We start from the raw sequence: 21124 nt of genomic DNA, 5'->3' as shown, positions 1-21124 counted from the left end.
GCCATGAGTAACGGCCAGAACCTGTCCTCTTCTGCTGGAAATGTCTCAAGCATCAAGCCAACACCGAAGGAGACATCGTGATCAGCACCCGAGAGCTCACCAGGGACTTCGTGGTGAGCCGCACCGAGACCGTGCACGCAGTCCGCGGCATCAGCCTCGACGTCGAACCCGGCGAGCTGGTCGCCGTCCTCGGCCCGAACGGAGCCGGCAAGACCACCACGCTGCGGATGCTCACCACGCTCATCGCACCCACGTCCGGTACGGCGACGGTCGCCGGGTACGACGTGACCGCCCACCCCAGCCAGGTACGCCGCCGGATCGGGTACGTCGGCCAGGGCAACGGCGCCGGCCACAACCAGCGGGCCGGCGACGAACTGGTCGGCCAGGGCGTCATCTACGGACTCGACCGGCGTGCGGCCAAGCGTCGTACCGGCGAACTGATGGAGGCACTCGAGCTGACCGAGCTGGCCGGGCGCAAGGTGTCCGAACTGTCCGGTGGCCAGCGGCGCCGGCTCGATGTCGCGATGGGACTCGTGCACGCGCCGAAGCTGCTGTTCCTGGACGAGCCGTCGACCGGGCTCGACCCGCAGAACCGGGCGAACCTGTGGGACCACATCCTGCGGATGCGCGAGCAGTACGCGATGACGATCGTGCTGACCACGCACTACCTGGACGAGGCCGACTCGATGGCCGAGCGGGTGGTCGTCGTGGACCACGGTCAAGTGATCGCGGACGACACCGCCGACGCGCTGAAGACCAAGCTGGCCGGGGATCGGCTGGCCGTGACCGTTGCTCCGGGCAACCTGCCGAAGCTCGCCGAACTGGCCGAGAAGTTGCCCGGTGCCCGCGAAGTCGTTGCCGTCGGCGACGAGCTCAGCGTCCGGGTCGCGGACGGACCGACAGCCCTTCCTGCGTTGATCGCGGCCGCGCAGCAGAACGACGTACCGGTCGCGGCGGCCCAGGTGCACCGCCCGACCCTCGACGACGTGTTCCTCAACCTCACCGGCCGCAGCCTGCGCGAAGCCGAGACCAACGGAAAGGCAGCCTGAGATGACCACCCTCACTCTTTCGACCACGTCGGTGCAGGTAGCCGAGCAGCCGCGGCGGAGTCTGTTCCGCGACATCCGGATCGTGATGGCGCGCGAACTGAAGCCGGTGCTGCGGGATCCGTTCTCGCTGCTGTTCGGGATGATCCAGCCGCTGGTGTTCCTCGGCCTGTTCGGGCCGTTGCTGTCCGGGTCGATGGGCGGCACGTCCGGCGACGGCGTCTGGCAGTGGTTCGTGCCGTCGATCCTGGTGATGACCACGCTGTTCGGTACGTCGACCACCGGCGCGAACCTGCTGTTCGAGTTCCAGACCGGTGCCCACGAGCGGATGCTGGTGACGCCGCTGTCGCGGTCGTCGCTGCTGGTCGGCCGGGCGCTGAAGGAGATGGTGCCGCTGTTCGGCCAGGCGGTGGTCGTGATCGCGGTGATGACGCCGTTCGCGTTCGACCTGCATCTCGGCGGCGCAGTCGTCGGGCTGGTCCTGCTCGCGGTGTTCGGGGTCGGGCTCGGTGCGTTCAGCTACGCGCTGGCGATCGCGGTTCGCAAACAGGACTGGATGTTCTGGATGGTGCAGCAGACGTTCCTGTTCCCGCTGATGATCCTGTCCGGGATGCTGCTCCCGCTGGAGACCGGACCGGGCTGGATGAAGGTGGCGGCGAAGTTCAACCCGCTGTCGTACGTCGTCGACGCGGAGCGGACCCTGTTCTCCGGTGACGTGTTCTCCAGCGCGGCCCTGTGGGGCTGGGTCGCCGCGATCGTGACCGCGATCCTCGGCCTGACGGTCGGCATCCGGACCATGCTGCGCTCGGCGAACTGACCCAATTGAGCCAGTGGCTCTGCTGAGCCGCGCAAAGTGAGCCAGATCACCTACGGTAGCGGGCAGATCACCCACCGCCCACAAGGAGATCTGATGAGGCCCCGCCCTGCCTTGCTTTCAATGCTCGGTTCCCTGGCTGTCGCCGCGCTCGCCGCCACGAGCGCGGTGGCCGCCGTACCTCCGACCGATTTACCGTCGACGACCGCAGCACCGCTGGCGACCGACACCGACGGCGACTCGCTACCCGACACCTGGGAGACGAACGGGTACGACGCCAACGGTGACGGCACCATCGACGTCGACCTGCCCGCGATGGGTGCGTCGCCGACGAAGAAGGACCTGTTCGTCGAGATGGACTACATGTCCGGCCGACTCACCAGCACCGCCGCGCTGGACCGGATCGTCCAGGTCTTCGCCACCGCGCCGGTCAGCAACCCGAACGGTACCACCGGGATCAAGCTCCACCTCGACGCCGGCGCCGCCGCCGGTGCGGCGTACAACCTCGGCGGCGGCAACCAGGTCGCGTACGACGACAACCTGCAGCCGGCCGGCACGCAGACCACCGCGATCAAGAACGCGAACTTCGCCACCGCCCGGAAGGCCGTCTTCCACTACATGCTCTGGGCCGACAGCTACGACGGCGGCTGCAGCAGCGGTCAGGCCTTCGCGATCCCGAACGACACGTTCATCGTGACGGTTGGCCCGAAGTGCGGCTGGGCCGGTACCGACGACCAGGAAGTCGGCACCTTCATCCACGAGCTCGGCCACAACCTCGGCCTGAAGCACGGCGGCACCGACAACCTGAACTACAAGCCGAACTACCTGAGCGTGATGAACTACTTCTTCCAGCTCGGCGGCGTGCTGAAGTCCAACGGCACCCTCTACTGGGGCTACTCGAACGTCGCTCCGACGTCGATCAACGAGGCCCGCCCGAACGAGGCGGTCGGCCTCGGCAGTTCGGCGGCCGCGTTCAAGACGAAGTGGAAGTGCCCGGACGGCACCACGCGGACGACGGCCGGCACGGCCAACGCGCCGATCGACTGGAACTGTGACGGCGACACCGTGGACTCCACCACACCGGCGGACATCAACGACGACAACGTCACCTCCATCCTGATCGCGCAGAACAACTGGGCGAACATCGTCTTCGGCGGCGGCGCAGTCGGCCAGGGCACCACCATCCAGGCCAAGACCGCACCATCCGAACTCCAGGAGATGACCCACTCCGAGTACCAAGAGCTCCAGCACAGCCACCGCTGACGGACGCATCGCCCCGCATCCAGGTGGGCGCGGGGCGATGCGGACCTCCAGCACTCATCAATCGCCTCAGAGACGGTCGGCTGAGCGTGCTGCCGCCCGCGTGATGCTCATTGGTGAGTGCTGGCGGTCCGTCACCGGAGCTTCGCTGCGGTGATTTGGTGCAGGTGGATCAGGACGTCGTACGACTTGCCGAGGTTCACCGGGAGGTCGGGCCAGGGGTAGGCGGTGCCGATGTCACGGGTCGGGCGGGCGACGTCGAGCCAGTCCCTGGTCTGTCGGGGAAGGGTCCGAAGGTCGACCAGGTAGTCGCGGTACGGGACCCGGTCGAGGGTGTATTCGTTGTTGCCGGCCGGTGCGGACGAGATGGTGAAGGTGCGCAGCAGGCCCTGCGGGTCGTCGGTGTCGTTGGCGTTGAACGAGCCGCTGTCGAAGGTGAACCCCACGTTCACGTAGTCCTTGCCGAGCTGATCGCGGAGGAAGGCGCCCTGGATCCTCGGGTACTGCGACGGCATCGACGAGTCGTAGCCGACATGCCCGTTGTGCGCCGACAGCACCGCCTTGTCACCGGTGGTCCGGGTCCACCAGGCCGTGTTGTCGGCCATCGCCTGGTCCCGGAACAACATTGCCTTGGGCAACTCGTTGGGGTCCTGTACGTCGAAGGAGTACAGCTTCGCGGTCTGCCAGATCGCCCGTGCGTGCTGCGCTCGCCAACGATCCTCGGTCTGTTGCACCAGTTCCAGCGCTTGGCGGGTGGACGCTTCGATGGCTCGCCGCTCGCTGAGTGGTTTGGCGAAGTACGTCGTACTCCAGTCCTTGTACTCCGCGTTCGAGCGGATGCCGGCGTACAGGCGGGTGAGTCGTGGATCCGTCGTGGCCACTCGGTCGATCAGGGCAGGGCTCGCGTAGCCGACGTCGTCGCCGACGAAGCGGAGTTTGCGGGTGTGGGTGCGGTTGTAGTCGCGCATCCACTCGATCAGGTCGAGGTACTCCTGGGTGTTCCAGAATTTGTACGCGTCCTGGAACTCGCGGCGCATGATCTCGCGCGGGTCGCCGACACCGGTGACGACGTACCGGTCGAGTTCGAGGCCGGTGCTCCAGCTCGCCTCCAGGACGAACGCGCTGAAGCCCTTCTGCTCCACGAGCGTCTGGAAGATGCGGTGCTTGAGGGTGAAGAACTCGTGCGAGCTGTGCGTGGCCTCGCCGACGCCGACGATCTTCGCCGTACCGACCATCCTGGTCAGTGCGCGCAGGTCCCAGGCGTGCCCGGATGGTTCGGTGCTCGCGAGTGGATAGGCCGCTCGGGTCAGCGCCGGGATCGGGCTGGTTTCCTGCTGGACGGGCGGCGCCGCGGTCGCGGTGGACGCCGGCAGGGCGACTGCGGCGAGCAGAGCGACAGCGGCCGGAATTCTCTTCATCGAAGCCTCCTTGGTGGTTGCTTCAACCCTGTCCGGCTGCGCTGGCGCTCCCCATCCCGCAGACGCCCTGCTTGGGGGTGGTGCCTGCTCTACTTCGTCAGGTCCAGATGCCTGTCGCCGCGGTCTCGCGGGCCCAGTCGGTGAAGTCGTGCGGCGGGCGGCCGAGGACCTGCTGGACTCCGTCGGAGACGTACTCGGACCGGTGGTTGCGGATCACGGCGAACAGGTCGCGAACGGCCTCCGCGTCCTCTTGGTCGAGGCCCTGCTCGACGAGTTCGGTGACGTGGTCCTGCGGCGCGAGGTCGACGTACTGGATCGGCCGGCCGGTGGCGTTGGAGAGCTCGGCGGCGACCTCGGTCATGTTCAGGTGGCGGGGTCCGGAGATCGCGTACGTCGCGCCGGTGTGGGCCTCGTCGAGCAGTACGGCGGTCATCACATCGCCGACGTCGTTGGTGTCGATCCAGGCCTCGCCGCCGTCGCCGGCCGACACGCGGATCTCACCGGCGAGCACGTGGTACCGCAGGAAGTCCTCGCTGAAGCCCTGGGCGAACCAGGCCGGCTGAATGATCGTCCAGTCGGCGCCGCTCTCCTTGACCGCATGCTCGAGTGCGAGCCCTCCGTCGTACACGGCGAACTCGCGACCCGGGCTGCCCACGCCACGGCCGGACAGCAGCACGACCCGGCGGAGGCCTTCGGAGGCGGCCTGCTTGATGAACCGGCCGGCCTGGGCCAGTCCGGTCGGGCCGACCGGCGGTGCCAGGTACGCCGTCTCGGCGCCGGCGATCGTCGGGGACCAGGTGCTCTCGTCGTACCAGTCGAAGCGCAGCGCACTCGACCGGGAGGCCAGCCGGTAGGGGATGTCGCGCGCCTCGAGTTGCTCGACGACGCGGCGGCCGGTCTTGCCCTTACCACTCAGGATCAGAATCGGTGTCGTTGTCATGGCTTAACTTCATCGCGGTTTGGTGAGACAAACCATGGTTGTTCAGCGCAATTCGATGTTCGAGACGCTCAATCTGGCGTACTGTGGTTGCCATGGATGTGCTCGACGATCTGCTGGCCGGGACCCGTGCGCGCGGCGGGGTGTTCAACCTGACGATCATGGATCCGCCCTGGGCGCTCGACATCCGCGACGAGGCCGCGCTCTCCCTCGCGACGCTGGTCCGCGGTTCGGCCTGGGTACGACGCGACGGCGTCGAACCGATGCGGATGGAGCAGGGCGACGTCGCGGTCTTCACCGGTACGTCGCCGTACATCGTGGGTGACGCTTTGGAGACCGCGCCGCAGTTGCGGATCCATCCGGGCGGGTTGTGCGAACCGTTGCCTGGGGCACCTGTCGACTACAGCGCCCGGCTCGGGGTGCGCACGTACGGCGGTCGCGTCGAGGGCGAGGCGATGGTTGTCAGCGGCTCCTACCAGCTGGCGGGCGATGTCAGTCAGCGACTGCTCGCGGCGCTTCCGTCGGTGCTCGTCGTACCGGCTGCCGACGTGGCCGGCTCCGTGATGGACATCGTGCTCGGCGAAATCCAGCGCGACGAACCCGGTCAGCAGAGCGTGCTGGATCGGTGGCTGGACCTGGCCCTCATCACGACGCTGCGAGCGTGGTTCGCCCGGCCGGAGTCACACGCGCCGGGGTGGTACCAGGCACAGAGCGATCCCGTTGCCGGCCTGGCGTTGCGGCTGATCCACGAGAATCCGGCGCATCCGTGGAGCGTCACCGAACTCGCGTCGCGCGTCGGCGTCTCGCGCGCCAGCCTGGCCCGGCGCTTCACCGCCCTCGTCGGCGAGGCCCCGATGACCTACCTCACCGGCTGGCGCATCGCCCTCGCCGCCGACCTCCTCCGCGGCACCCGCGACACCGTCGAAACCATCGCCCGCCGCGTCGGCTACGCCAACGCCTTCGCCCTCAGCGTCGCCTTCAAACGAGTGCGAGGCACCACCCCCACAGCCCACCGCCGAACCACCACCGCCGCCTAACCTGCTCCACCCTCGCAGCCCCACCGTGGTCCCGCCGGGAGACCACCGGAGACCTAATGGCCGGCGGTTGTGGCTCGGATGAAGGCTAGGGCTTGGGGCCAGGCTAGGTGGTAGGCGTCGGCGTTGACCTTGTTTTCCTGGCGGCTGCGGTCCGTGAAGCCGTGTTCGGCGCCGGGGAAGTACTGCGTGAAGGTCGCGCCGCTCGGGCGTGACTGCAACGCGGTCTCCAGGGCCTCGAAGTCGGCGTTGGAGACGAGGGTGTCCGCGCTGGGGTAGCTCACCAGCACCGGCGCCGTGATCGCGCCGGCCTCCGCGATCGCGTCGTACGTGTGCTGCTTGGAGAGCTCCGACGGCACGGTCGGGTGGAACGCGACGACGTTCACCAGCCGGCGATCCCTCGCCGCCAGCAGGAACGCGAACCGCCCGCCGAGGCACCACCCGATCACGCCGACCTTGGTGCAACCAAGCTCGTCCGTCAGGTAGTCGAGCAACTCCGCCTGCTCGGCCAGCGCGGCGTCGTCATCCATCTCCTTCAGCAAGGCGCCGAGCTCCGCCCGGGTCGAGTTGTCGATGTTCCGCCCCTTGAACGGATCCCACACCAGCGCGGTGATCCCCTCACCGGCCAACTCATCCGCCCAGTCCCGGACCTGCTCCCCGATCCCGGTGATCATCGGCAACAACAACATCCCGGCCCGCCCCACCCGAGCCAGATAAGCCTCCTGCTCCCCAACCCGCACACTCACGCCCATACCCGAATCCTAGACAGCCGGCTTCATGGCGCGGAGCCAGAAGCGACGCTTGGTGAAGGTGACCGGTGTCGCCGCGTGGAGTTGCAGCAGGGTGTCGGCGTACGCGTCGACGCCGAAGTCTTCCGGGACGTCCCAGGGAACGAGCTTGAAGTAGTGGACGAGCGCACCGATGCCGTGGAAGGCCATGGTGCCGGCCCAGTCAGCCGACTCCTCGATGACAAACCCGGCGACCTTCAGCTGATCGGCGATGTTGACCAGCAGCTTTGAGCATTCGCGGGACGGCGGTGTTGACGAGGAGGAGGATGATCGCGGAGAAGATCAGGAGGGCTTGTTCGGCGGGGAGTAGGGCTATGCCGAGGCCGATCGCCAGGACTGGGATGGCCAGGCCGGCGTAGGCGATGAGGAAGAGGGCGGCCAGGACTTCGCCGCGGGAGGACGGGTCGGCGAGGGAGGCGGCGGTGGCGACGGCGCCGCGGAAGACCAGGCCGACGCCTGCACCGGCCACGACTCCGCCGATGACGAAGAGCGCGAGGCTCGGGAGCAGACCGCCGACGGCTACGCCGACAAGACCCGACGACATCAAGATGAGGCCTAGGCGGAGCTGGTGCCGACGGGAGACGCGCACGAAGATGACCTGACTCGCCGCCCCCGCGATGAAGACGGCGAAGGTCACCACGCCGGCGAGTAGCCGCGAGGTGTGGTGCAACGTCCCGGCCAGGAACGTCGGCGCCAGTGACGTGAACAGCCCGAAGATCGCAAACGCCGCGAACGCGCCGATCGCCGAGGCGAAGAACAGCGGCTTCGCGGACGACGGCAGCGCGACCCGCTGCGGCCGGTAGGCCGGCCGCTCCTCGAGCCGCTCGACCGTCTCCGGCACCAATGCGATCCCCAGCGCACTGAGCAACAGCAGCGCCAGGAAGATCTCGTACGGGCGCTCGAGCGGCGACGAGACGTACGACGCCAGCAGACCACCCACAAGCGGACCGAAAGCGAGCCCACCCAGGTTCACCATGCTGGAGATCAGCGCGGACCGACTCGGGTCCTCCCCCGGACGCGCGACCTGCCGCAGCTCGGACAGATGCGCCGTCGCAGTCGCGGTCAGCACGCCGACCCCGACTCCGCAGATGAAGCGTGCGATGAGGAGTCCGGGTACGTCCTGCCAGACCAGAAACACCAACGCCGACAGGGCTTCCGCAAGTACGGCGAGCAGCGCGACCCGCCGTCGGCCGAGCCAGTCGCTGACGTGGCCGGCCAGGTACAAGCTGGCCATTACGCCGACCGCGTAGCTGGCGAAGATGATGGTGATGACGTACGTCGGGAATCCGTCGCGGTGCTGGTAGATGGCATAGAGCGGTGTCGGGACGGTGGAGAACGCCATCGTGGTCAGGAAGGCCGCGGCGATCACCCAGAACCCCGGACCGTGGCTGAACCGCACCCGCTTCGATACGAGCGCGCGCGAGCTGGTCAAGGTGGACATACATCCAGGTTCGCGCGCTCGATCTATCGAGTCCAACGAAAGTTCTTGCATGCTCTTATCGAGAGATCCGATAATTGGCACTGTGGACAGTCGTCAACTGGAGTACTTCGTCGCCGTCGCCGAGGAGCTCAGCTTCACCCGCGCGGCCCAGCGACTGTTCACGGTCCAGTCCAGCGTGTCGGCCGCCGTACGCGCGCTCGAAACGGATCTGAAGACGACCCTGTTCGACCGGTCGACCCGGCGGGTGACGCTGTCCGCGGCCGGCGCCGCCTTGTTGCCGGAGGCAAAGGCTGCACTGGAGGCGCTCGACCGGGCCCGGGCCGTGGTCGAGGAGGCGTCGACCGGGCTTCGGGGCAACATCCGGATCGGCACGCTTGCCCGGCTTAGTCTGGTCAACCTGGCCGAGTTGCTCGGTACGTTCCACCGGAAGTACCCGCTGGTCGACGTACAGGTGGCCACGTCGCCGACCGGGTCGAGTGGGCTGGCGGACGACGTACGGCACGGCCGGCTGGATGTGGCGCTGGTCGGGCTGTCGAGGCCGGAGCTGCATGGACTGGAAATTCGCGATCTCGCGACAGTGCCTTTCGTCGTACTGCTGCCGTCGTCGCATCCGCTCGCCGACGCACCAGCGGTGAGGCTCGAGGAGCTGGCCGGGGAGCGGTTCGTCGACATGCCGCGCGGGTTCGGCAATCGCACCATGGTCGACCGGGCCTTCGACAACGCCGGGATCCCGCGGCGGATCCAGGTCGAGGTGCCGGAGCTGACGACGATCCCCGACTACGTCCGGGCCGGCCTCGGCGTGGCCGTCGTACCCGAGCTGGAGCCGGCCAAGGAGTCCGGCGTTGCTCAGCTGCCGATCGCGGAGTCCGACCTGAGCTGGACGTTGTCGGTGATCACGGTGAGCGGCAGGCGACCGAGCAGAGCGGTGACCGCTCTGCTCGATCTGATGGACGACTCGGTCCGACCCGGCGGACCATACTTCTAGGCGACCCAGATGGACTGCCAGTCCTTCTGCTCGTTGTAGCGGCGGAGCGAGGCGACGCCACTGAGCCAGCCGAGCCATGCGCCGTACGGCGGCTTGCCGTCGAAGCCGCTCATCGTGAACGTGAGCCGGGTCTTGCCACCCGACTCGGCCAGCTCCCAGGTGCTGATCCCGGCCAGCCCCCAGTCGATGGACATCTTCTGTCCCTCGACCAGGTCGATGATCTCCATCCCGGGCCCGGCCTCGAACCCGCCCATCGCGAACCGGCCGCCGACCCGCGCGTCGATGTCCACCGGGTACCCGAACCAGGCGGTCGCCTGCGCGGAGTCGGTGAGCGACGCGAAGACCTGAGCCGCCGGCGCGTCGATCAGTGCCTCACCGGACAACTCCGGCGAGGTGAAGTCCGGCCGGGTGGTGAGGTCACGGCCTTCCAGGTGATCGACCAGGTTCGCGAGCGCGAGCGACCAGAACGTCTGGAGTACGCCGCGGATCGTCGAATTGGTGACCGCCTCCGCCCACGTGAAGTGGCTCTGCGACAGCTTGATGATCGTGGACTCGTCACTCTCCTCGATCAGCGTGATCTCGGTGGTGGTCTCCACGCCGTCGAGGGTCCACCCCAGCTTCAGCGTCTGGCCGTCGTACTCGAGGACACGCTGGTGTGGGGCGTCGCCCTCGGGGATGTAGCGGCCCCAGAACTCGAAGGTGCCGGGCAGGTCGACGTTCGAGTGCTCGCCGAGCCAGAGGTTGAGGGTCTTGGGGTCGGTCAGCGCCTGGCGTACGTCGTCGATGCCGGCCTTGGCGCGGGCCTGGAGGATCAGCGGTTCAGTCATGGTCTTGGTCTCCCTTGGGATAGCAGGCCACAGCCAGCTTGAAGGCGTCACCCTCGGAGCCGCCGTAGCGCTCGAACAGGTCTTGCAATGTGCTCTGCAGGTCTTGGAAGAACTCCCGCCGCCGGTCCGGTGGGACCCGGATCTCACCGGACACCCCGATGGACGGCAGCTCCGGAGCTGTCCGGTCCAGCGCGGCGATGTCTGTCTGGACCTCTTCCATCAGGTCCAGCAGGTAGCCGAGGCTCAGCTCGTCCCGGGCCCGGCGCAGGCCGCCGATGCGGCCGACCAGCCTTGGCGACAGCCAGTACGAGCGGGCCGTCGCCTGGTAGATGCCCTCGTGGACGCCGCGCACCTTGCGCTCCTCCACCAGGGTCACCAGACCGGCCTCGACGAGGCGCTTGACGTGGTAGTAGACGCGCTGCGGAGTCTGCCCGAGCTGCTCGGCCACCTCACCGCAGGTGTGCGGCTCGGCCAGCCGCCGCAGCACCTCGATGCGCTGCGGCTTGAACAGCGCCTCGGCCTGCTCGAGCTGCTCCAGGTGCATCACGTCTCTCATCACACAAAAAAGTTTGTATATAAAAATCTCCTTTGTCAATGAGACCCGTCTGATGCGTCACAGATCCATTGGCGGGGAATGCAAATGGCCGGATCAATCGTTGGAAGGAGTGCTTCGGTGATGCACCACCGACCCAAGACCCTGAGGGCCTTTGCTACGGACCGTCCGGCACGTTCCTGCCGGCGAAGGAAGGAAGCGCGACATGGCAACTGTCTCGTTCAAGAGAGCCAGCCGGGTCTACCCGGGCACCGACACCCCCGCCGTGGACAAGCTCGACCTGGACATCCAGGACGGCGAGTTCATGGTGCTGGTCGGACCGTCGGGATCGGGTAAGTCGACCGCGTTGCGGATGCTGGCCGGCCTCGAAGAGGTCAACGACGGTTCCATCTACATCGGCGACCGGGACGTGACCGACCGTCCGCCGAAGGAGCGCGACATCGCGATGGTGTTCCAGAACTACGCGCTCTACCCCCATATGACGGTCGCGGACAACATGGGCTTCGCGCTCAAGATGCAGGGCATCCACAAGGACGAGCGGGCCAAGCGCGTCGCCGACGCGGCCAAGCTGCTGGGCCTGGAGGAGTACCTCGAGCGCAAGCCGAAGGCGCTGTCCGGTGGTCAGCGTCAGCGCGTCGCGATGGGCCGCGCGATCGTCCGTAACCCACAGGTGTTCCTGATGGACGAGCCGCTGTCGAACCTCGACGCCAAGCTCCGCGTCCAGACCCGGACCCAGATCGCCGAACTCCAGCACCGGCTCGGCGTGACCACGGTGTACGTCACCCACGACCAGGTCGAGGCGATGACGATGGGCGATCGGGTCGCCGTACTGCGCGATGGCCTGTTGCAGCAGGTGGACACTCCGCTGAACCTGTACGACCGGCCGAAGAACAAGTTCGTGGCCGGCTTCATCGGTTCGCCGGCTATGAACCTGATCGAGGCCGAGATCACCGACGGCGGCGCGAAGATCGGGGACTACGTGGTCCCGATCGAACGCAAACTGCTGGCCAAAGCCGGCGACGACAAGACGCTGACGCTGGGCATCCGGCCGGAGGCGTTCCACCTCGCCGACGAGGGGCTGCCGGTGAAGGTCGCGGTGATCGAGGAGCTCGGCTCGGACGCGTTCCTGTACGGCACCGCCGAACACACCAGCTTGAACCAGCAGATCATCGCCCGGATCGGCACCCGCCTGCACAACGACAAGGGCACGATCGTGCATCTCACCCCGGACCCGGACAAGCTGCACCTCTTCTCCACCTCAACCGAGGAGCGCCTCACCGCGTAATCCCGTTGACCACCGCCCACGCTGTCGCGTTTGCTCGGCTGCGTGACTATCGAGCGCACCAACCCCGTCGGCCTGCACACCACACCTGGCTACCACCACGTGACACGGGTGCAGGCCGACACCCTCATCTACCTGGCCGGCCAATGCCCGCTCCAGCCGTCGGGTGAACTGGCCGAAGGCGGACTCGAGGGTCAGACCGAGCAAGTGATCCGGAACATCCTCGTCGCGCTCGAAGCCGCGGGCGCTACGGCCGATGACGTCGTACGCACGGTCATCTACGTCGCCAGCCCGGTGCGCGAGGACCTCAGCGCGGTGTGGACACAGCTCAACGCGTCACCGCTCGCTCCCGCCTTCACCTCGGCCAGCACCCTTCTCGGCGTTGCCCAGCTGGGTTTCCCGGGCCAACTCGTCGAGATCGACGTCACCGCGGCCCGCTGATTTCGTGGTTCGGGGCCAACAGGCGGTTGGCGTCGTAGCGGTCCCTGAGCTCGGTGAGCCCGCGGTAGTCGGCCGAGTCGAACGCCTCGCGGACCTCGTCGGGAGTGAGTGGGCCGAAGCTGAAGTTGAGCGATCGGCCGATCGTTGCCGCGGTCCACGCCCCGAGGACCGTGCGATGCAGGTCTGTCACGTCGCCGTTTCCTGCGGATAGGACAGTCAGGGAGTACGACGCGTTGCGATGACCGATCGCGTTCGGGATCGACGGCGGGCGGCTGAGTGCGCCACCGAGGTGGCGGATGCCGACGATGCACCTCGATGCTTGCTTGGGCAGGGTCGCCAGCGCGTCGGGGTCGAGGTCGATGAGAAGGACGTTACGCGAGCGGTAGCTGTCGGGGCGTTCTGGTTCGGCGAAGATCTTGCCGGACTGTGCGTAGGGCAACTCACCGACCGTGTCGAGCACCGGCTCGCCTCTCAGCGGTTCGATCAAGTCCGCACCGTTCTCGCCGAGGATCGCGAGTTGGATCTGCGCGATGTGCCTGCCGCGCAGTGGGGCCGGCACCGGCGGGATGTCGGGGAACGGCACCAACCCGACCGCCGACGTCACCTCGTCGGGCACTGTCCGGGTCCACTCGCGCCAGACCTCCAAGATCGTCGGGTTCTCCGCGATGTCGAAGTACAGGCTGCCGCCGTACAGCGTCGGCACGTCGAACAGGTCCACCTCCATCCCGGTGACCACGCCGAAGTTGCCGCCACCACCGCGGAGCGCCCAGAACAGCTCCGGGTCGTCCTCGGCGTTCCGTCGTACGCCGTCCGCGGTGACGACCTCGATCCGTCGTACGTGATCTGCCGCGAACCCATACCGCCTGGCCATCAGACCGGTCCCGCCGCCGAGTGTGTAGGAGATGGCGCCGACGCCGGGGAAGCTGCCGGACAGCGGCGCCAGCCCGTACGGCGCGGTCGCGTCGATCACCTGTTGCCAGGTCGCACCCGCCTCGATCCAGGCCGTCTTCTGCTGGGCGTCGACCCGGACTCCGTTGAAATTGCGGGTCGCGATCAGCACGCCGCCGTTGTTACCGCGGGTAAGTCCGTGTCCGGAGGCTTGGACGCTCACGCGCGTGCCCTTGTCAGCGGCGTGCTTGACGGCTTCCTGGACCTCGGCCGCGCTGGTGACGTCGAAGATCACCTCGGGGCGGTGCGGGTCCAGCAGCTGGTAGCCGAGCCGCGCCTCGTCGTACCGGTTCGATTCCTTCGTCAGCATCATGCGGCCCACCCTAGGAACCCTTCCGGACACATCCTGTCCGCAAGGGGCATCCTGGATGGCATGAGTTCCCGGAAAGAGCTGCCCGGCCGGATGCTGCGGTTGCTGTCCTTGTTGCAGAGCCGCCGCGAGTGGTCCGGTCGCGAGCTGGCCGAGCGCCTCGGCGTCACCGAGCGGACAGTACGGCGCGACGTCGACCGACTGCGGTCCCTCGACTACCCGGTGACCGGGACGACCGGGACCGCCGGCGGCTACCGGCTCGGGTCCGGAACACAGTTGCCGCCGTTGCTGCTCGATGACGACGAGGCGATCGCAGTCGCGCTCGGTCTCGTCGGTGCAGCCGGCGGTGGCGTGACCGGGATCGCTTCGTCGGCATCGAGTGCACTCGCGAAGCTGGAGCAGGTGCTGCCGGCCCGGCTGCGTCCGCAACTGGCGGCGGTTTCGTCAGCTGAGGCGGTCCCGGTTGGCGGCGTTCCACAGGTCGATCCGGGAGTGCTCGCGACCCTGGCCCGGTGTTGCCGGAACCACGAGATCGTTGCCTTTGACTACCACAGCCGCCGGGGTGAGCAGACGCGTCGCCGGGTCGAGCCGCATCAACTGCTCACGGTCAGGTGGCACTGGTACCTGCTGGCCTTCGACCCGTCCCGCGACGACTGGCGGATCTTCCGGGTGGACCGGATCGACGACATCAGTCCGGCGCTGCATCGGTTCGTTCCGCGTCCGCTGCCCGCGGCGGACGCGGCGTCGTACCTGGTCGATTCGTTCAGCAATGCGCCGTACCGGCATTCCGTCCGACTCACGATCCAGCTGCCGGCTGAGGTTGTCGCGAGCAACTTCTACGGGTTCATCCCGGGGAGTGTCGAGCCGCTGGGTGCGGAGGCGTGCGTCGCGCGGTTCACCGCCGAGACGGCGTCGCTGGTGCTGCAGTACGTCGCCGGAGTCGTTGCCCTGGGCGCCGACTTCACCGTGGACGATGCGACTCCGGAGATCTCGGCGTTGATGGCCTCGGTGGGCGAGCGGCTCAAGCAGTCGGTTTCTGGTCTGCTTTCGGATTAGGCGACGATCAGGCCGATGCCCAAGGTGAGGACGCCGAGGGCGAGGGAGGCGGCGCCGGCCCAGAGGATCCAGAGGAACTGGTTCGGCTGGGTCCGGTCCTTGCCGGCGGACGAGGCGAAGAAGCCACCGGACATCAGGACCGCCGCGACCGGGATCGCCAGTCGCGCGACCCAGAGCAGGACACCGGTCAGCTCGGTCTGGTCGACGTACAGGAGCCCGACCAGGCTGAGGATGACCAGCACGCCGGCGTGCGCGTGACCGGCCCGCGCGAACGATTTCTGGAAGTCCGTCATCGGCACCTGGCCGCGGACGATCTTGGTCATGAAGTAGCCACCGAACTGGATCGTCACGATGGTGAGCAGAATCGCCCCGGCGATGATCCGTGAAGCGTCGGTCATGCGTGCACCTTCTCCTTGCTGTCTTGGCCGAGCAGCCGGCGGGTCGGCGTACTGTCGGACGTCCGGGCGACCCACAGCACCACGGCGATGTAGAGGATCTGTTCGGGAATGCGCTGCCACAGCGGCGTCGCCGGGTCACCGTTGAACGCGATGTCCGCGGTCGCCGCGTAGATGTTTGCCGGAAGCAACATCACGAACAGTGCGGCCAGCCCGAGCGCGGCCGGCCAGCGGGTCGCAGCCAGAACGAGCCCGGCCGCACCGAGGAACTCCAGTACGCCGGTCACGTAGACCAGCGCATCCGCGAACGGCAGGAACGGCGGCACCATCCGGGCCAGGTCGTCGCGGTTCGGCATCACCGTCACACTCGCCGGGACGAAGTGCGCGCTCGCGGTGAACAGCAGCATCACCGCCATCCCGTGCGCCGCGCTGACCGGCCAACTCGCGAACCGCCGGACCCCGAGCGCACCCAGCGCCCGGAACACCAGCGTCGCCAGCACCAGAACTGCGGGGATCATCAGGTACCTCCTTCTATGGATAGTCGCACTATCCGTTAATGGATACTGCTACTATCCATCACGTCGACAAGGAAGGCAAGTGAGATGCGAATCGGGGAACTGAGCCGAGCCACCGGCGTACCGGTGCCGACGATCAAGTACTACCTCCGCGAGGGCCTGCTCCCGCAGGGTGAACTGAGCAGCCCGAACCAGGCCTCGTACGGCGAACCACATCTGCGCCGGCTGCGACTGATCCGAGCCCTGGTCGAACTGGCCCAGGTCCCGGTGGCGCAGGTGAAAGAGATCCTCGAGTCACTCGACTCCGACGCCGTACCCCTGCACGAACAGATCGGCCGCGCCCACCGCGCCCTCACCCCGACCCGCAAACCGGCCGCCTCCGACGAGGCCCGCGCCGCCGCCACCACTCAGGTGACCGACCTGATCACCCGGCGCGGCTGGTCCGTCGAACCCGAGGCCCCCGCCCTCGGCACCCTGATCGAAACCGTCGCCGCCCTCCGCACCCTCGGCCAGGACAACCTGGTCAGCTTCCTCGACGCCTACGCCGAAGCCGTCGAACGCTTCACCGAACTGGAAATCGACGCCGTCTCCACCAACCCCACCCGAGACCAACTAGCCGAATCCGTAGTCATCGGCACCATCCTCGGCGAAACCCTCATCTCCTCCCTCCGCCTCCTAGCCCAAGAATCCATCTCAGCCCACCGCTGGAAGGCGTAACCCGCCACAGGTGTCACAGAACCCGGCCGGCTGGCGTCTTATGCCGACGTGTCGAAGCACCGATGGCGAGGAGACGACGATGACCAGCACCACGAGGATTCCGCCGACCGAGGTCACCGGCCTCTTCGGCATGGTCGCGAAGCGGATGAGCAAGAAGATGCTCGGCGAGGTGCCCGAACCGCTCGGGGTGATGTGGCACAACCAGCGGGTGCTCAAGGCGTTCTTCGGCTTCAGCGGCAAGGCCGAGAAGTGGGATGCCTGCGACCGGCAACTGAAGTCGTTCGCCCACATGGCCACGGCGTCCATGGTGGGGTGCAGCTTCTGTTTGGACCTCGGCTACTTCCAGGCGAACAACGAGCACCTCGATCTGGCCAAGGCCCGCGAAGTACCGCGGTGGCGGGAGTCCGACCTGTTCACTCCGCTGGAGCGCGACGTGATGGAGTACGCCGAGGCGATGACTCACACACCGCCGACCGTGACCGACGAACTGTCGGCGCGACTGCTGAAGCAGCTCGGCCCGAGCGGTCTGATCGAGCTCACCGCGTTCATCGCCGCCGCAAACCTGGCGAGCCGCACCAACGTCGCCCTCGGCATCACCTCGCAGGAGTTCTCAACCGCCTGCGGCCTACAACCCCTCGCCACCCCTCGCCAAACCTAGCCGCCAACCCGTCAGCCGTCGTGCGCCATATCCACAAACCGCGAGTAATGCCCCTGGAACGCCACAACCACATCAGCCGTCGGCCCGTTCCGATGCTTGGCCACAATAAAGTCAGCCTCGCCTGGACGAGTCGACTCGCGCTCGTACGCATCCTCGCGGTGGAGAAGGATGACAACGTCGGCATCTTGCTCCAGGCTGCCCGATTCGCGGAGGTCGGAGGCCATGGGGCGTTTGTCGGAGCGTTGTTCGGAGCCTCGGTTGAGCTGGCAGATGGCTACGACGGGGAGTTCGAGTTCCTTGGCCAGGAGCTTGATGGAGCGGGAGAACTCGGAGACTTCCAGCTGGCGGGACTCGACCTTCTTGCCCGACGTCATCAGCTGGAGGTAGTCGATCACGATGAGGCGGAGGTCGTGGCGCTGTTTGAGCCGGCGGGCCTTGGCGCGGATCTCCATCATGGTGAGGTTGGGCGAGTCGTCGATGAAGAGCGGGGCCTCGGAGACCTCGCCCATCTTGCGGGCCAGCCGGGCCCAGTCCTCGTCGGTCATCTTGCCGTTGCGCATGTGGTGCAGCGGCACCTTCGCCTCGGCCGAGAGCAGCCGCATGGTGATCTCGTTGCGGCTCATCTCCAGCGAGAAGATGCACGAGGTCAGGCCGTGCTTGATCGACGCGGACCGGGCGAAGTCCAGCCCGAGGGTGGAGTTGTGGGTCGGGATCATCGTCTTGCCGGCCAGGTACAGGTGGTCGGGGTTGTCCACCTCGACGCAGCGCACCGGCACACTCTCGACCCGCTCGAGCCACTCGAGCCGGCGGTCCCCCTCACCGGCCAGCGCGGCCGGGAAACCGTGCCCGGTGATCTGGCGCGGCGCCGACCCGGGGATCGGCGGTGTCAGCCCGGGACTCGCGGACATCGCCGTGTGCAGGTCGGCGGTCGTGCAGACCACCGGGCGGCCGCCGTCCTCGACCCGCCACTGGTGCTCGGCGTCGGCGACGATTGTGCTGCCGTCGGAGAAGAAGAGCCGGAAACACGGCCGGTCGACCATCACCTCGGTCGCCGCGACCACCGTGGTCGGCAGGCCGTCGGCGTCGAGGAGCTGGTCGCCGACCATCACCTCGGCCATCGTGGTCCAGCCGGTCGGGGTCGGCAGCGGGGTGTCGAGGGCGAGTGCCTTCCCCATCGCGGGACGGGCCGCGACGATGATCATCTGGCCCGGGTGCAGACCGTTGGTCAGCTCGTCCAGGTCGGTGAAGCCGGTCGGTACGCCGACCATCGCATCACCGCGGGAGTCGATCGCCTCGATCTCGTCGAGGGCGCCCTCCATGATGTCCTTCAGCGGCGCGTAGTCCTCGGTGGTCCGCTTCTCGGTGACCGAGTAGATCTCGGCCTGCGCCTCGTCGACGACATCGTCGACCTCGCCCTCACCGGCGTACCCGAGCTGGACGATCTTCGTGCCGGCCTCGACCAGGCGGCGCAGGATCGCCTTCTCCCGGACGATGTGCGCGTAGTAGCCGGCGTTCGCGGCGAGCGGGACGGAGGCGACCAGGGTGTGCACGTACGGCGCGCCGCCGATCCGGGCCATCTCGCCCCGGCGGTTCAGCTCGGCCGCGACCGTGATCGCGTCGGCCGGCTCGCCCCGCGCGTACAGGTCGGTGACGGCGTCGAAGACGATCTCGTGCGCCGGGCGGTAGAAGTCGGTGCCGCGCAGGGTCTCGATCACGTCGGCGATCGCGTCCTTGCTCAGCATCATCGCGCCGAGCACACACTGCTCGGCGGCCAGATCCTGCGGCGGCGTGCGGTCGAAGCCCATCTCCGGGTTGCGCTCTTCCTGACCGCCGCCCGGCCCCCCGCGGAACTCCGCCACGCTCACTTCGCCCGACCTCCTCGTCCGCCCACCGATTCACGCCAGGCCGAAACACTCCGCCCGGCCCGGAATCGAACACCTGATCGAACCGTAACCGAACCCGCCGACAATTTCCTCCCCCGCCCGACCACCCGATCGGACAGGATTCGCCGGCGCCATCCGCAGGCGGACTCGCCCCCGAGACTGCGGGCGGACAGCGTCAGTCACGCGACCGTACGCCGGTCCCGGCGCAGGGTGGTAGTCGGTCGTCCACACCCCCTGTGGACGAACTGTGGGAAACCCCGTGAGCAGGTGTGCACAGGTTGGGCATATACCTGTGGATATCTGGGGACAACGGTCCACAACAGGCCTCTGACCTGCGGATTCACCAATGCACAACTGTGGAGAAGAAAAAGTCTCACAACTTCTTCCGGACTTCCGGGTCCGCTGGTCTGTGCACAGCCTGAGTCAGGCACAATGAGCCTCATGCTCATGACAGGCCACCCGGCACGGTGAGGCCGGGGCTGCGACGACTCTTCGGCGAGCAGGACCGGGAGATCCTGCGCCTGGCCGTCCCGGCGTTCTTCGCCCTGGTGTCCGAGCCGCTCATGCTGCTGGCCGATTCGGCCATCGTCGGACATCTCGGTACGCCGCAACTCGCGGCGCTCGGTGTGGCCGGGACGATCCTGCAGACGCTGGTCGGGGTCTGCGTCTTCCTCGCCTACGGCACCACCTCGGCCGTCGCCCGCCGGATCGGGGCCGGTGATCACCGCGGTGCGCTGGCCCAGGGCATCGACGGACTGTGGCTGGCTCTGCTGCTGGGCGTCGTACTGGCTCTGGCCGGGCTCGTCCTCGCCCCGACCGCCATCGCGGCGTTCGATCCTTCGCCGGACGTCGCCGACTATGCGGTCACCTATCTGCGCATCTCCTGCTTCGGCATCCCGTCGATGCTCCTGCTGCTGGCTGCGACCGGCGTACTGCGTGGTCTGCAGGACACCAAGACGCCCATGGTCGTCGCGATCAGCGCCAACCTCGTCAACATCGGTCTGAACTTCCTGCTCGTCTACGGCCTCGACCTGGACATCGCCGGCTCCGCACTCGGTACGGCGCTCGCCCAGACCGCCGCCGGCGTCGCACTGGTCGTGGTGGTCGTCAGAGGCGCCAGACGCGACGGTGCCAAGCTGCGACCGGACCGCCCGGGCATCGTCGCGTCGGCACAGATGGGCGTGCCGCTGGTCGTCCGCACCCTGACGTTGCGCGTGGCAATCATCCTGCTCACCTTCGTCGCCACTGCCCTGGGTACGACGTCTGTCGCGGCACACCAGGTCGCCTTCACCCTCTGGTCGTTCCTGGCCCTCGCACTCGACGCGATCGCCATTGCCGGCCAGGCGCTGACCGGTCGCTCCCTGGGCGCCGGTGACGTGGCCGGAACACGGGCCATCACCCGCCGGATGATGTGGTGGGGTCTGTTCTCCGGAGTACTCGGCGGACTGGCGCTGTGGGGGCTGCGTGATGTCTACGTGCCGTGGTTCACCTCCGATCCAGAGGTACGACGCACGTTGGCCGCCGTACTCATCGTCGCAGCGCTCTGGCAACCGGTGAACGGTGTGGTGTTCGTGCTGGACGGCGTACTGATCGGAGCTGGTGACGGACCGTACCTGGCGGTTGCCGGCGTGATAGCCCTCGTACTGTACGCACCGCTGGCGTTGAGCGTGCTGTGGTTCGACGGTGGTGTGGTTGCCTTGTGGTGGGCGTTCGGCGGGTTCATGCTGTTGCGGCTGCTCACTCTGCTGACGCGTGAACGCCGCGACGCCTGGCTGGTGACGGGGGCTATCCGCTGACCCACCGGTGCGGCATCGTT

Annotated in this window: 22 protein-coding genes; 11 read left to right on the top strand and 11 right to left on the bottom strand. The window is 67.5% G+C overall.

Features of this window, described 5'->3' with window-relative positions; all coding sequences use genetic code 11:
- Positions 1-77: 77 nt before the first annotated feature.
- The 3 genes from V9K99_RS05645 (at position 78) to V9K99_RS05635 (ending at position 3123) form a co-directional block, all read left to right on the top strand.
- On the top strand, positions 78-1049 hold the full coding sequence (locus V9K99_RS05645) for an ATP-binding cassette domain-containing protein (protein ID WP_337000385.1): 972 nt from the start codon (positions 78-80) through the stop codon (positions 1047-1049).
- Position 1050: 1 nt separating this feature from the next.
- Positions 1051-1863, top strand: a complete 813-nt coding sequence (locus tag V9K99_RS05640) for an ABC transporter permease (RefSeq protein WP_337000386.1) — start codon at positions 1051-1053, stop codon at positions 1861-1863.
- Between the two features lie 93 nt (positions 1864-1956).
- Positions 1957-3123, top strand: a complete 1167-nt coding sequence (locus V9K99_RS05635) for a hypothetical protein (RefSeq protein ID WP_337000387.1) — start codon at positions 1957-1959, stop codon at positions 3121-3123.
- 131 nt (positions 3124-3254) lie between these two features.
- Here V9K99_RS05635 and V9K99_RS05630 read toward each other — a convergent pair whose 3' ends face one another.
- Both V9K99_RS05630 and V9K99_RS05625 read right to left on the bottom strand, forming a co-directional pair.
- Positions 3255-4538 carry an erythromycin esterase family protein gene (locus V9K99_RS05630; RefSeq protein ID WP_337000388.1) on the bottom strand — a complete coding sequence of 428 codons (1284 nt, stop codon included), beginning with the start codon at positions 4536-4538 and terminating at the stop codon, positions 3255-3257.
- Positions 4539-4635: 97 nt separating this feature from the next.
- Positions 4636-5478, bottom strand: a complete 843-nt coding sequence (locus V9K99_RS05625; protein WP_337000389.1) for an NAD(P)H-binding protein — start codon at positions 5476-5478, stop codon at positions 4636-4638.
- Between the two features lie 92 nt (positions 5479-5570).
- On the opposite strand from V9K99_RS05625, the gene V9K99_RS05620 reads away from it, so the two are divergent.
- Positions 5571-6512 carry an AraC family transcriptional regulator gene (locus V9K99_RS05620; RefSeq protein ID WP_337000390.1) on the top strand — a complete coding sequence of 314 codons (942 nt, stop codon included), beginning with the start codon at positions 5571-5573 and terminating at the stop codon, positions 6510-6512.
- 53 nt (positions 6513-6565) lie between these two features.
- Here V9K99_RS05620 and V9K99_RS05615 read toward each other — a convergent pair whose 3' ends face one another.
- The 3 genes from V9K99_RS05615 to V9K99_RS05605 are packed head-to-tail and all read right to left on the bottom strand — an operon-like array spanning position 6566 to position 8738.
- Positions 6566-7261, bottom strand: coding sequence for a dienelactone hydrolase family protein (locus V9K99_RS05615; protein ID WP_337000391.1), 696 nt, complete (start codon positions 7259-7261; stop codon positions 6566-6568).
- Positions 7262-7270: 9 nt separating this feature from the next.
- Entirely contained in the window at positions 7271-7447 is a 177-nt protein-coding gene (locus V9K99_RS05610; RefSeq protein WP_337000392.1) for a hypothetical protein, read from the bottom strand.
- 13 nt (positions 7448-7460) lie between these two features.
- Complete coding sequence (locus tag V9K99_RS05605) at positions 7461-8738, bottom strand: MFS transporter (RefSeq protein WP_337000393.1); 1278 nt, start codon at positions 8736-8738, stop codon at positions 7461-7463.
- An 82-nt stretch (positions 8739-8820) separates the two neighbouring features.
- Between V9K99_RS05605 and V9K99_RS05600 the strand changes: the two genes are divergently transcribed.
- Positions 8821-9723 carry a LysR family transcriptional regulator gene (locus V9K99_RS05600; RefSeq protein WP_337000394.1) on the top strand — a complete coding sequence of 301 codons (903 nt, stop codon included), beginning with the start codon at positions 8821-8823 and terminating at the stop codon, positions 9721-9723.
- On the opposite strand, the gene V9K99_RS05595 is transcribed toward V9K99_RS05600, so the two are convergent.
- Both V9K99_RS05595 and V9K99_RS05590 read right to left on the bottom strand, forming a co-directional pair.
- Positions 9720-10550 (bottom strand): SRPBCC family protein, encoded by an 831-nt coding sequence (locus V9K99_RS05595; RefSeq protein ID WP_337000395.1) that lies wholly within the window; start codon positions 10548-10550, stop codon positions 9720-9722. The genes V9K99_RS05600 and V9K99_RS05595 overlap by 4 nt on opposite strands.
- Complete coding sequence (locus V9K99_RS05590) at positions 10543-11106, bottom strand: helix-turn-helix domain-containing protein (protein ID WP_337001345.1); 564 nt, start codon at positions 11104-11106, stop codon at positions 10543-10545. The genes V9K99_RS05595 and V9K99_RS05590 overlap by 8 nt, the downstream gene beginning before the upstream one ends.
- Positions 11107-11308: 202 nt before the next feature.
- Between V9K99_RS05590 and V9K99_RS05585 the strand changes: the two genes are divergently transcribed.
- Positions 11309-12388: an ABC transporter ATP-binding protein gene (locus V9K99_RS05585; protein WP_337000396.1), complete on the top strand. Its 1080-nt coding sequence runs from the start codon at positions 11309-11311 to the stop codon at positions 12386-12388.
- 42 nt (positions 12389-12430) lie between these two features.
- Positions 12431-12826, top strand: coding sequence for a RidA family protein (locus V9K99_RS05580; RefSeq protein ID WP_337000397.1), 396 nt, complete (start codon positions 12431-12433; stop codon positions 12824-12826).
- Here the strand turns inward: V9K99_RS05580 and V9K99_RS05575 are convergent.
- Positions 12810-14087: an FAD-binding oxidoreductase gene (locus tag V9K99_RS05575; RefSeq protein WP_337000398.1), complete on the bottom strand. Its 1278-nt coding sequence runs from the start codon at positions 14085-14087 to the stop codon at positions 12810-12812. The genes V9K99_RS05580 and V9K99_RS05575 overlap by 17 nt on opposite strands.
- Positions 14088-14147: 60 nt before the next feature.
- On the opposite strand from V9K99_RS05575, the gene V9K99_RS05570 reads away from it, so the two are divergent.
- The gene (locus V9K99_RS05570; RefSeq protein ID WP_337000399.1) at positions 14148-15140 is read left to right on the top strand and encodes a helix-turn-helix transcriptional regulator; all 993 of its coding nucleotides are present in this window, start codon (positions 14148-14150) and stop codon (positions 15138-15140) included.
- On the opposite strand, the gene V9K99_RS05565 is transcribed toward V9K99_RS05570, so the two are convergent.
- Positions 15137-15538, bottom strand: coding sequence for a hypothetical protein (locus V9K99_RS05565; protein WP_337000400.1), 402 nt, complete (start codon positions 15536-15538; stop codon positions 15137-15139). The genes V9K99_RS05570 and V9K99_RS05565 overlap by 4 nt on opposite strands.
- Positions 15535-16053, bottom strand: a complete 519-nt coding sequence (locus V9K99_RS05560; protein ID WP_337000401.1) for a DoxX family protein — start codon at positions 16051-16053, stop codon at positions 15535-15537. The genes V9K99_RS05565 and V9K99_RS05560 overlap by 4 nt, the downstream gene beginning before the upstream one ends.
- An 84-nt stretch (positions 16054-16137) precedes the next feature.
- Here V9K99_RS05560 and V9K99_RS05555 point away from each other — a divergent pair, with 84 nt between their 5' ends.
- Together V9K99_RS05555 and V9K99_RS05550 are read left to right on the top strand one after the other, a co-directional pair.
- Positions 16138-16767 (top strand): MerR family transcriptional regulator, encoded by a 630-nt coding sequence (locus tag V9K99_RS05555; protein ID WP_337000402.1) that lies wholly within the window; start codon positions 16138-16140, stop codon positions 16765-16767.
- A gap of 79 nt (positions 16768-16846) precedes the next feature.
- On the top strand, positions 16847-17425 hold the full coding sequence (locus V9K99_RS05550; protein ID WP_337000403.1) for a carboxymuconolactone decarboxylase family protein: 579 nt from the start codon (positions 16847-16849) through the stop codon (positions 17423-17425).
- An 11-nt stretch (positions 17426-17436) separates the two neighbouring features.
- Here V9K99_RS05550 and dnaB read toward each other — a convergent pair whose 3' ends face one another.
- Entirely contained in the window at positions 17437-19290 is a 1854-nt protein-coding gene (dnaB, locus tag V9K99_RS05545) for a replicative DNA helicase (RefSeq protein WP_442914699.1), read from the bottom strand.
- A 485-nt stretch (positions 19291-19775) separates the two neighbouring features.
- On the opposite strand from dnaB, the gene V9K99_RS05540 reads away from it, so the two are divergent.
- Positions 19776-21104, top strand: coding sequence for an MATE family efflux transporter (locus V9K99_RS05540; protein ID WP_337000404.1), 1329 nt, complete (start codon positions 19776-19778; stop codon positions 21102-21104).
- Positions 21105-21124 lie beyond the last annotated feature (20 nt).

Source organism: Kribbella sp. CCNWLW201 (assembly GCF_037203805.1).
GTDB lineage: Bacteria > Actinomycetota > Actinomycetes > Propionibacteriales > Kribbellaceae > Kribbella.
This window is presented reverse-complemented; position numbering and strand designations above follow the sequence as displayed.

Excerpts from the sequence above, each read along its gene's own strand:
- V9K99_RS05575 (WP_337000398.1), bottom strand. The coding sequence starts at position 14,087 with ATGATGCTGACGAAGGAATCGAACCGGTACGACGAGGCGCGGCTCGGC.
- V9K99_RS05625 (WP_337000389.1), bottom strand. The coding sequence starts at position 5,478 with ATGACAACGACACCGATTCTGATCCTGAGTGGTAAGGGCAAGACCGGC.
- V9K99_RS05595 (WP_337000395.1), bottom strand. The coding sequence starts at position 10,550 with ATGACTGAACCGCTGATCCTCCAGGCCCGCGCCAAGGCCGGCATCGAC.
- V9K99_RS05610 (WP_337000392.1), bottom strand. The coding sequence starts at position 7,447 with ATGGCCTTCCACGGCATCGGTGCGCTCGTCCACTACTTCAAGCTCGTT.
- V9K99_RS05620 (WP_337000390.1), top strand. The coding sequence starts at position 5,571 with ATGGATGTGCTCGACGATCTGCTGGCCGGGACCCGTGCGCGCGGCGGG.
- V9K99_RS05555 (WP_337000402.1), top strand. The coding sequence starts at position 16,138 with ATGCGAATCGGGGAACTGAGCCGAGCCACCGGCGTACCGGTGCCGACG.
- V9K99_RS05560 (WP_337000401.1), bottom strand. The coding sequence starts at position 16,053 with ATGATCCCCGCAGTTCTGGTGCTGGCGACGCTGGTGTTCCGGGCGCTG.
- V9K99_RS05630 (WP_337000388.1), bottom strand. The coding sequence starts at position 4,538 with ATGAAGAGAATTCCGGCCGCTGTCGCTCTGCTCGCCGCAGTCGCCCTG.
- V9K99_RS05590 (WP_337001345.1), bottom strand. The coding sequence starts at position 11,106 with ATGAGAGACGTGATGCACCTGGAGCAGCTCGAGCAGGCCGAGGCGCTG.
- V9K99_RS05635 (WP_337000387.1), top strand. The coding sequence starts at position 1,957 with ATGAGGCCCCGCCCTGCCTTGCTTTCAATGCTCGGTTCCCTGGCTGTC.
- V9K99_RS05550 (WP_337000403.1), top strand. The coding sequence starts at position 16,847 with ATGACCAGCACCACGAGGATTCCGCCGACCGAGGTCACCGGCCTCTTC.
- V9K99_RS05570 (WP_337000399.1), top strand. The coding sequence starts at position 14,148 with ATGAGTTCCCGGAAAGAGCTGCCCGGCCGGATGCTGCGGTTGCTGTCC.
- V9K99_RS05640 (WP_337000386.1), top strand. The coding sequence starts at position 1,051 with ATGACCACCCTCACTCTTTCGACCACGTCGGTGCAGGTAGCCGAGCAG.
- V9K99_RS05565 (WP_337000400.1), bottom strand. The coding sequence starts at position 15,538 with ATGACCGACGCTTCACGGATCATCGCCGGGGCGATTCTGCTCACCATC.
- V9K99_RS05615 (WP_337000391.1), bottom strand. The coding sequence starts at position 7,261 with ATGGGCGTGAGTGTGCGGGTTGGGGAGCAGGAGGCTTATCTGGCTCGG.
- V9K99_RS05585 (WP_337000396.1), top strand. The coding sequence starts at position 11,309 with ATGGCAACTGTCTCGTTCAAGAGAGCCAGCCGGGTCTACCCGGGCACC.
- V9K99_RS05605 (WP_337000393.1), bottom strand. The coding sequence starts at position 8,738 with ATGTCCACCTTGACCAGCTCGCGCGCGCTCGTATCGAAGCGGGTGCGG.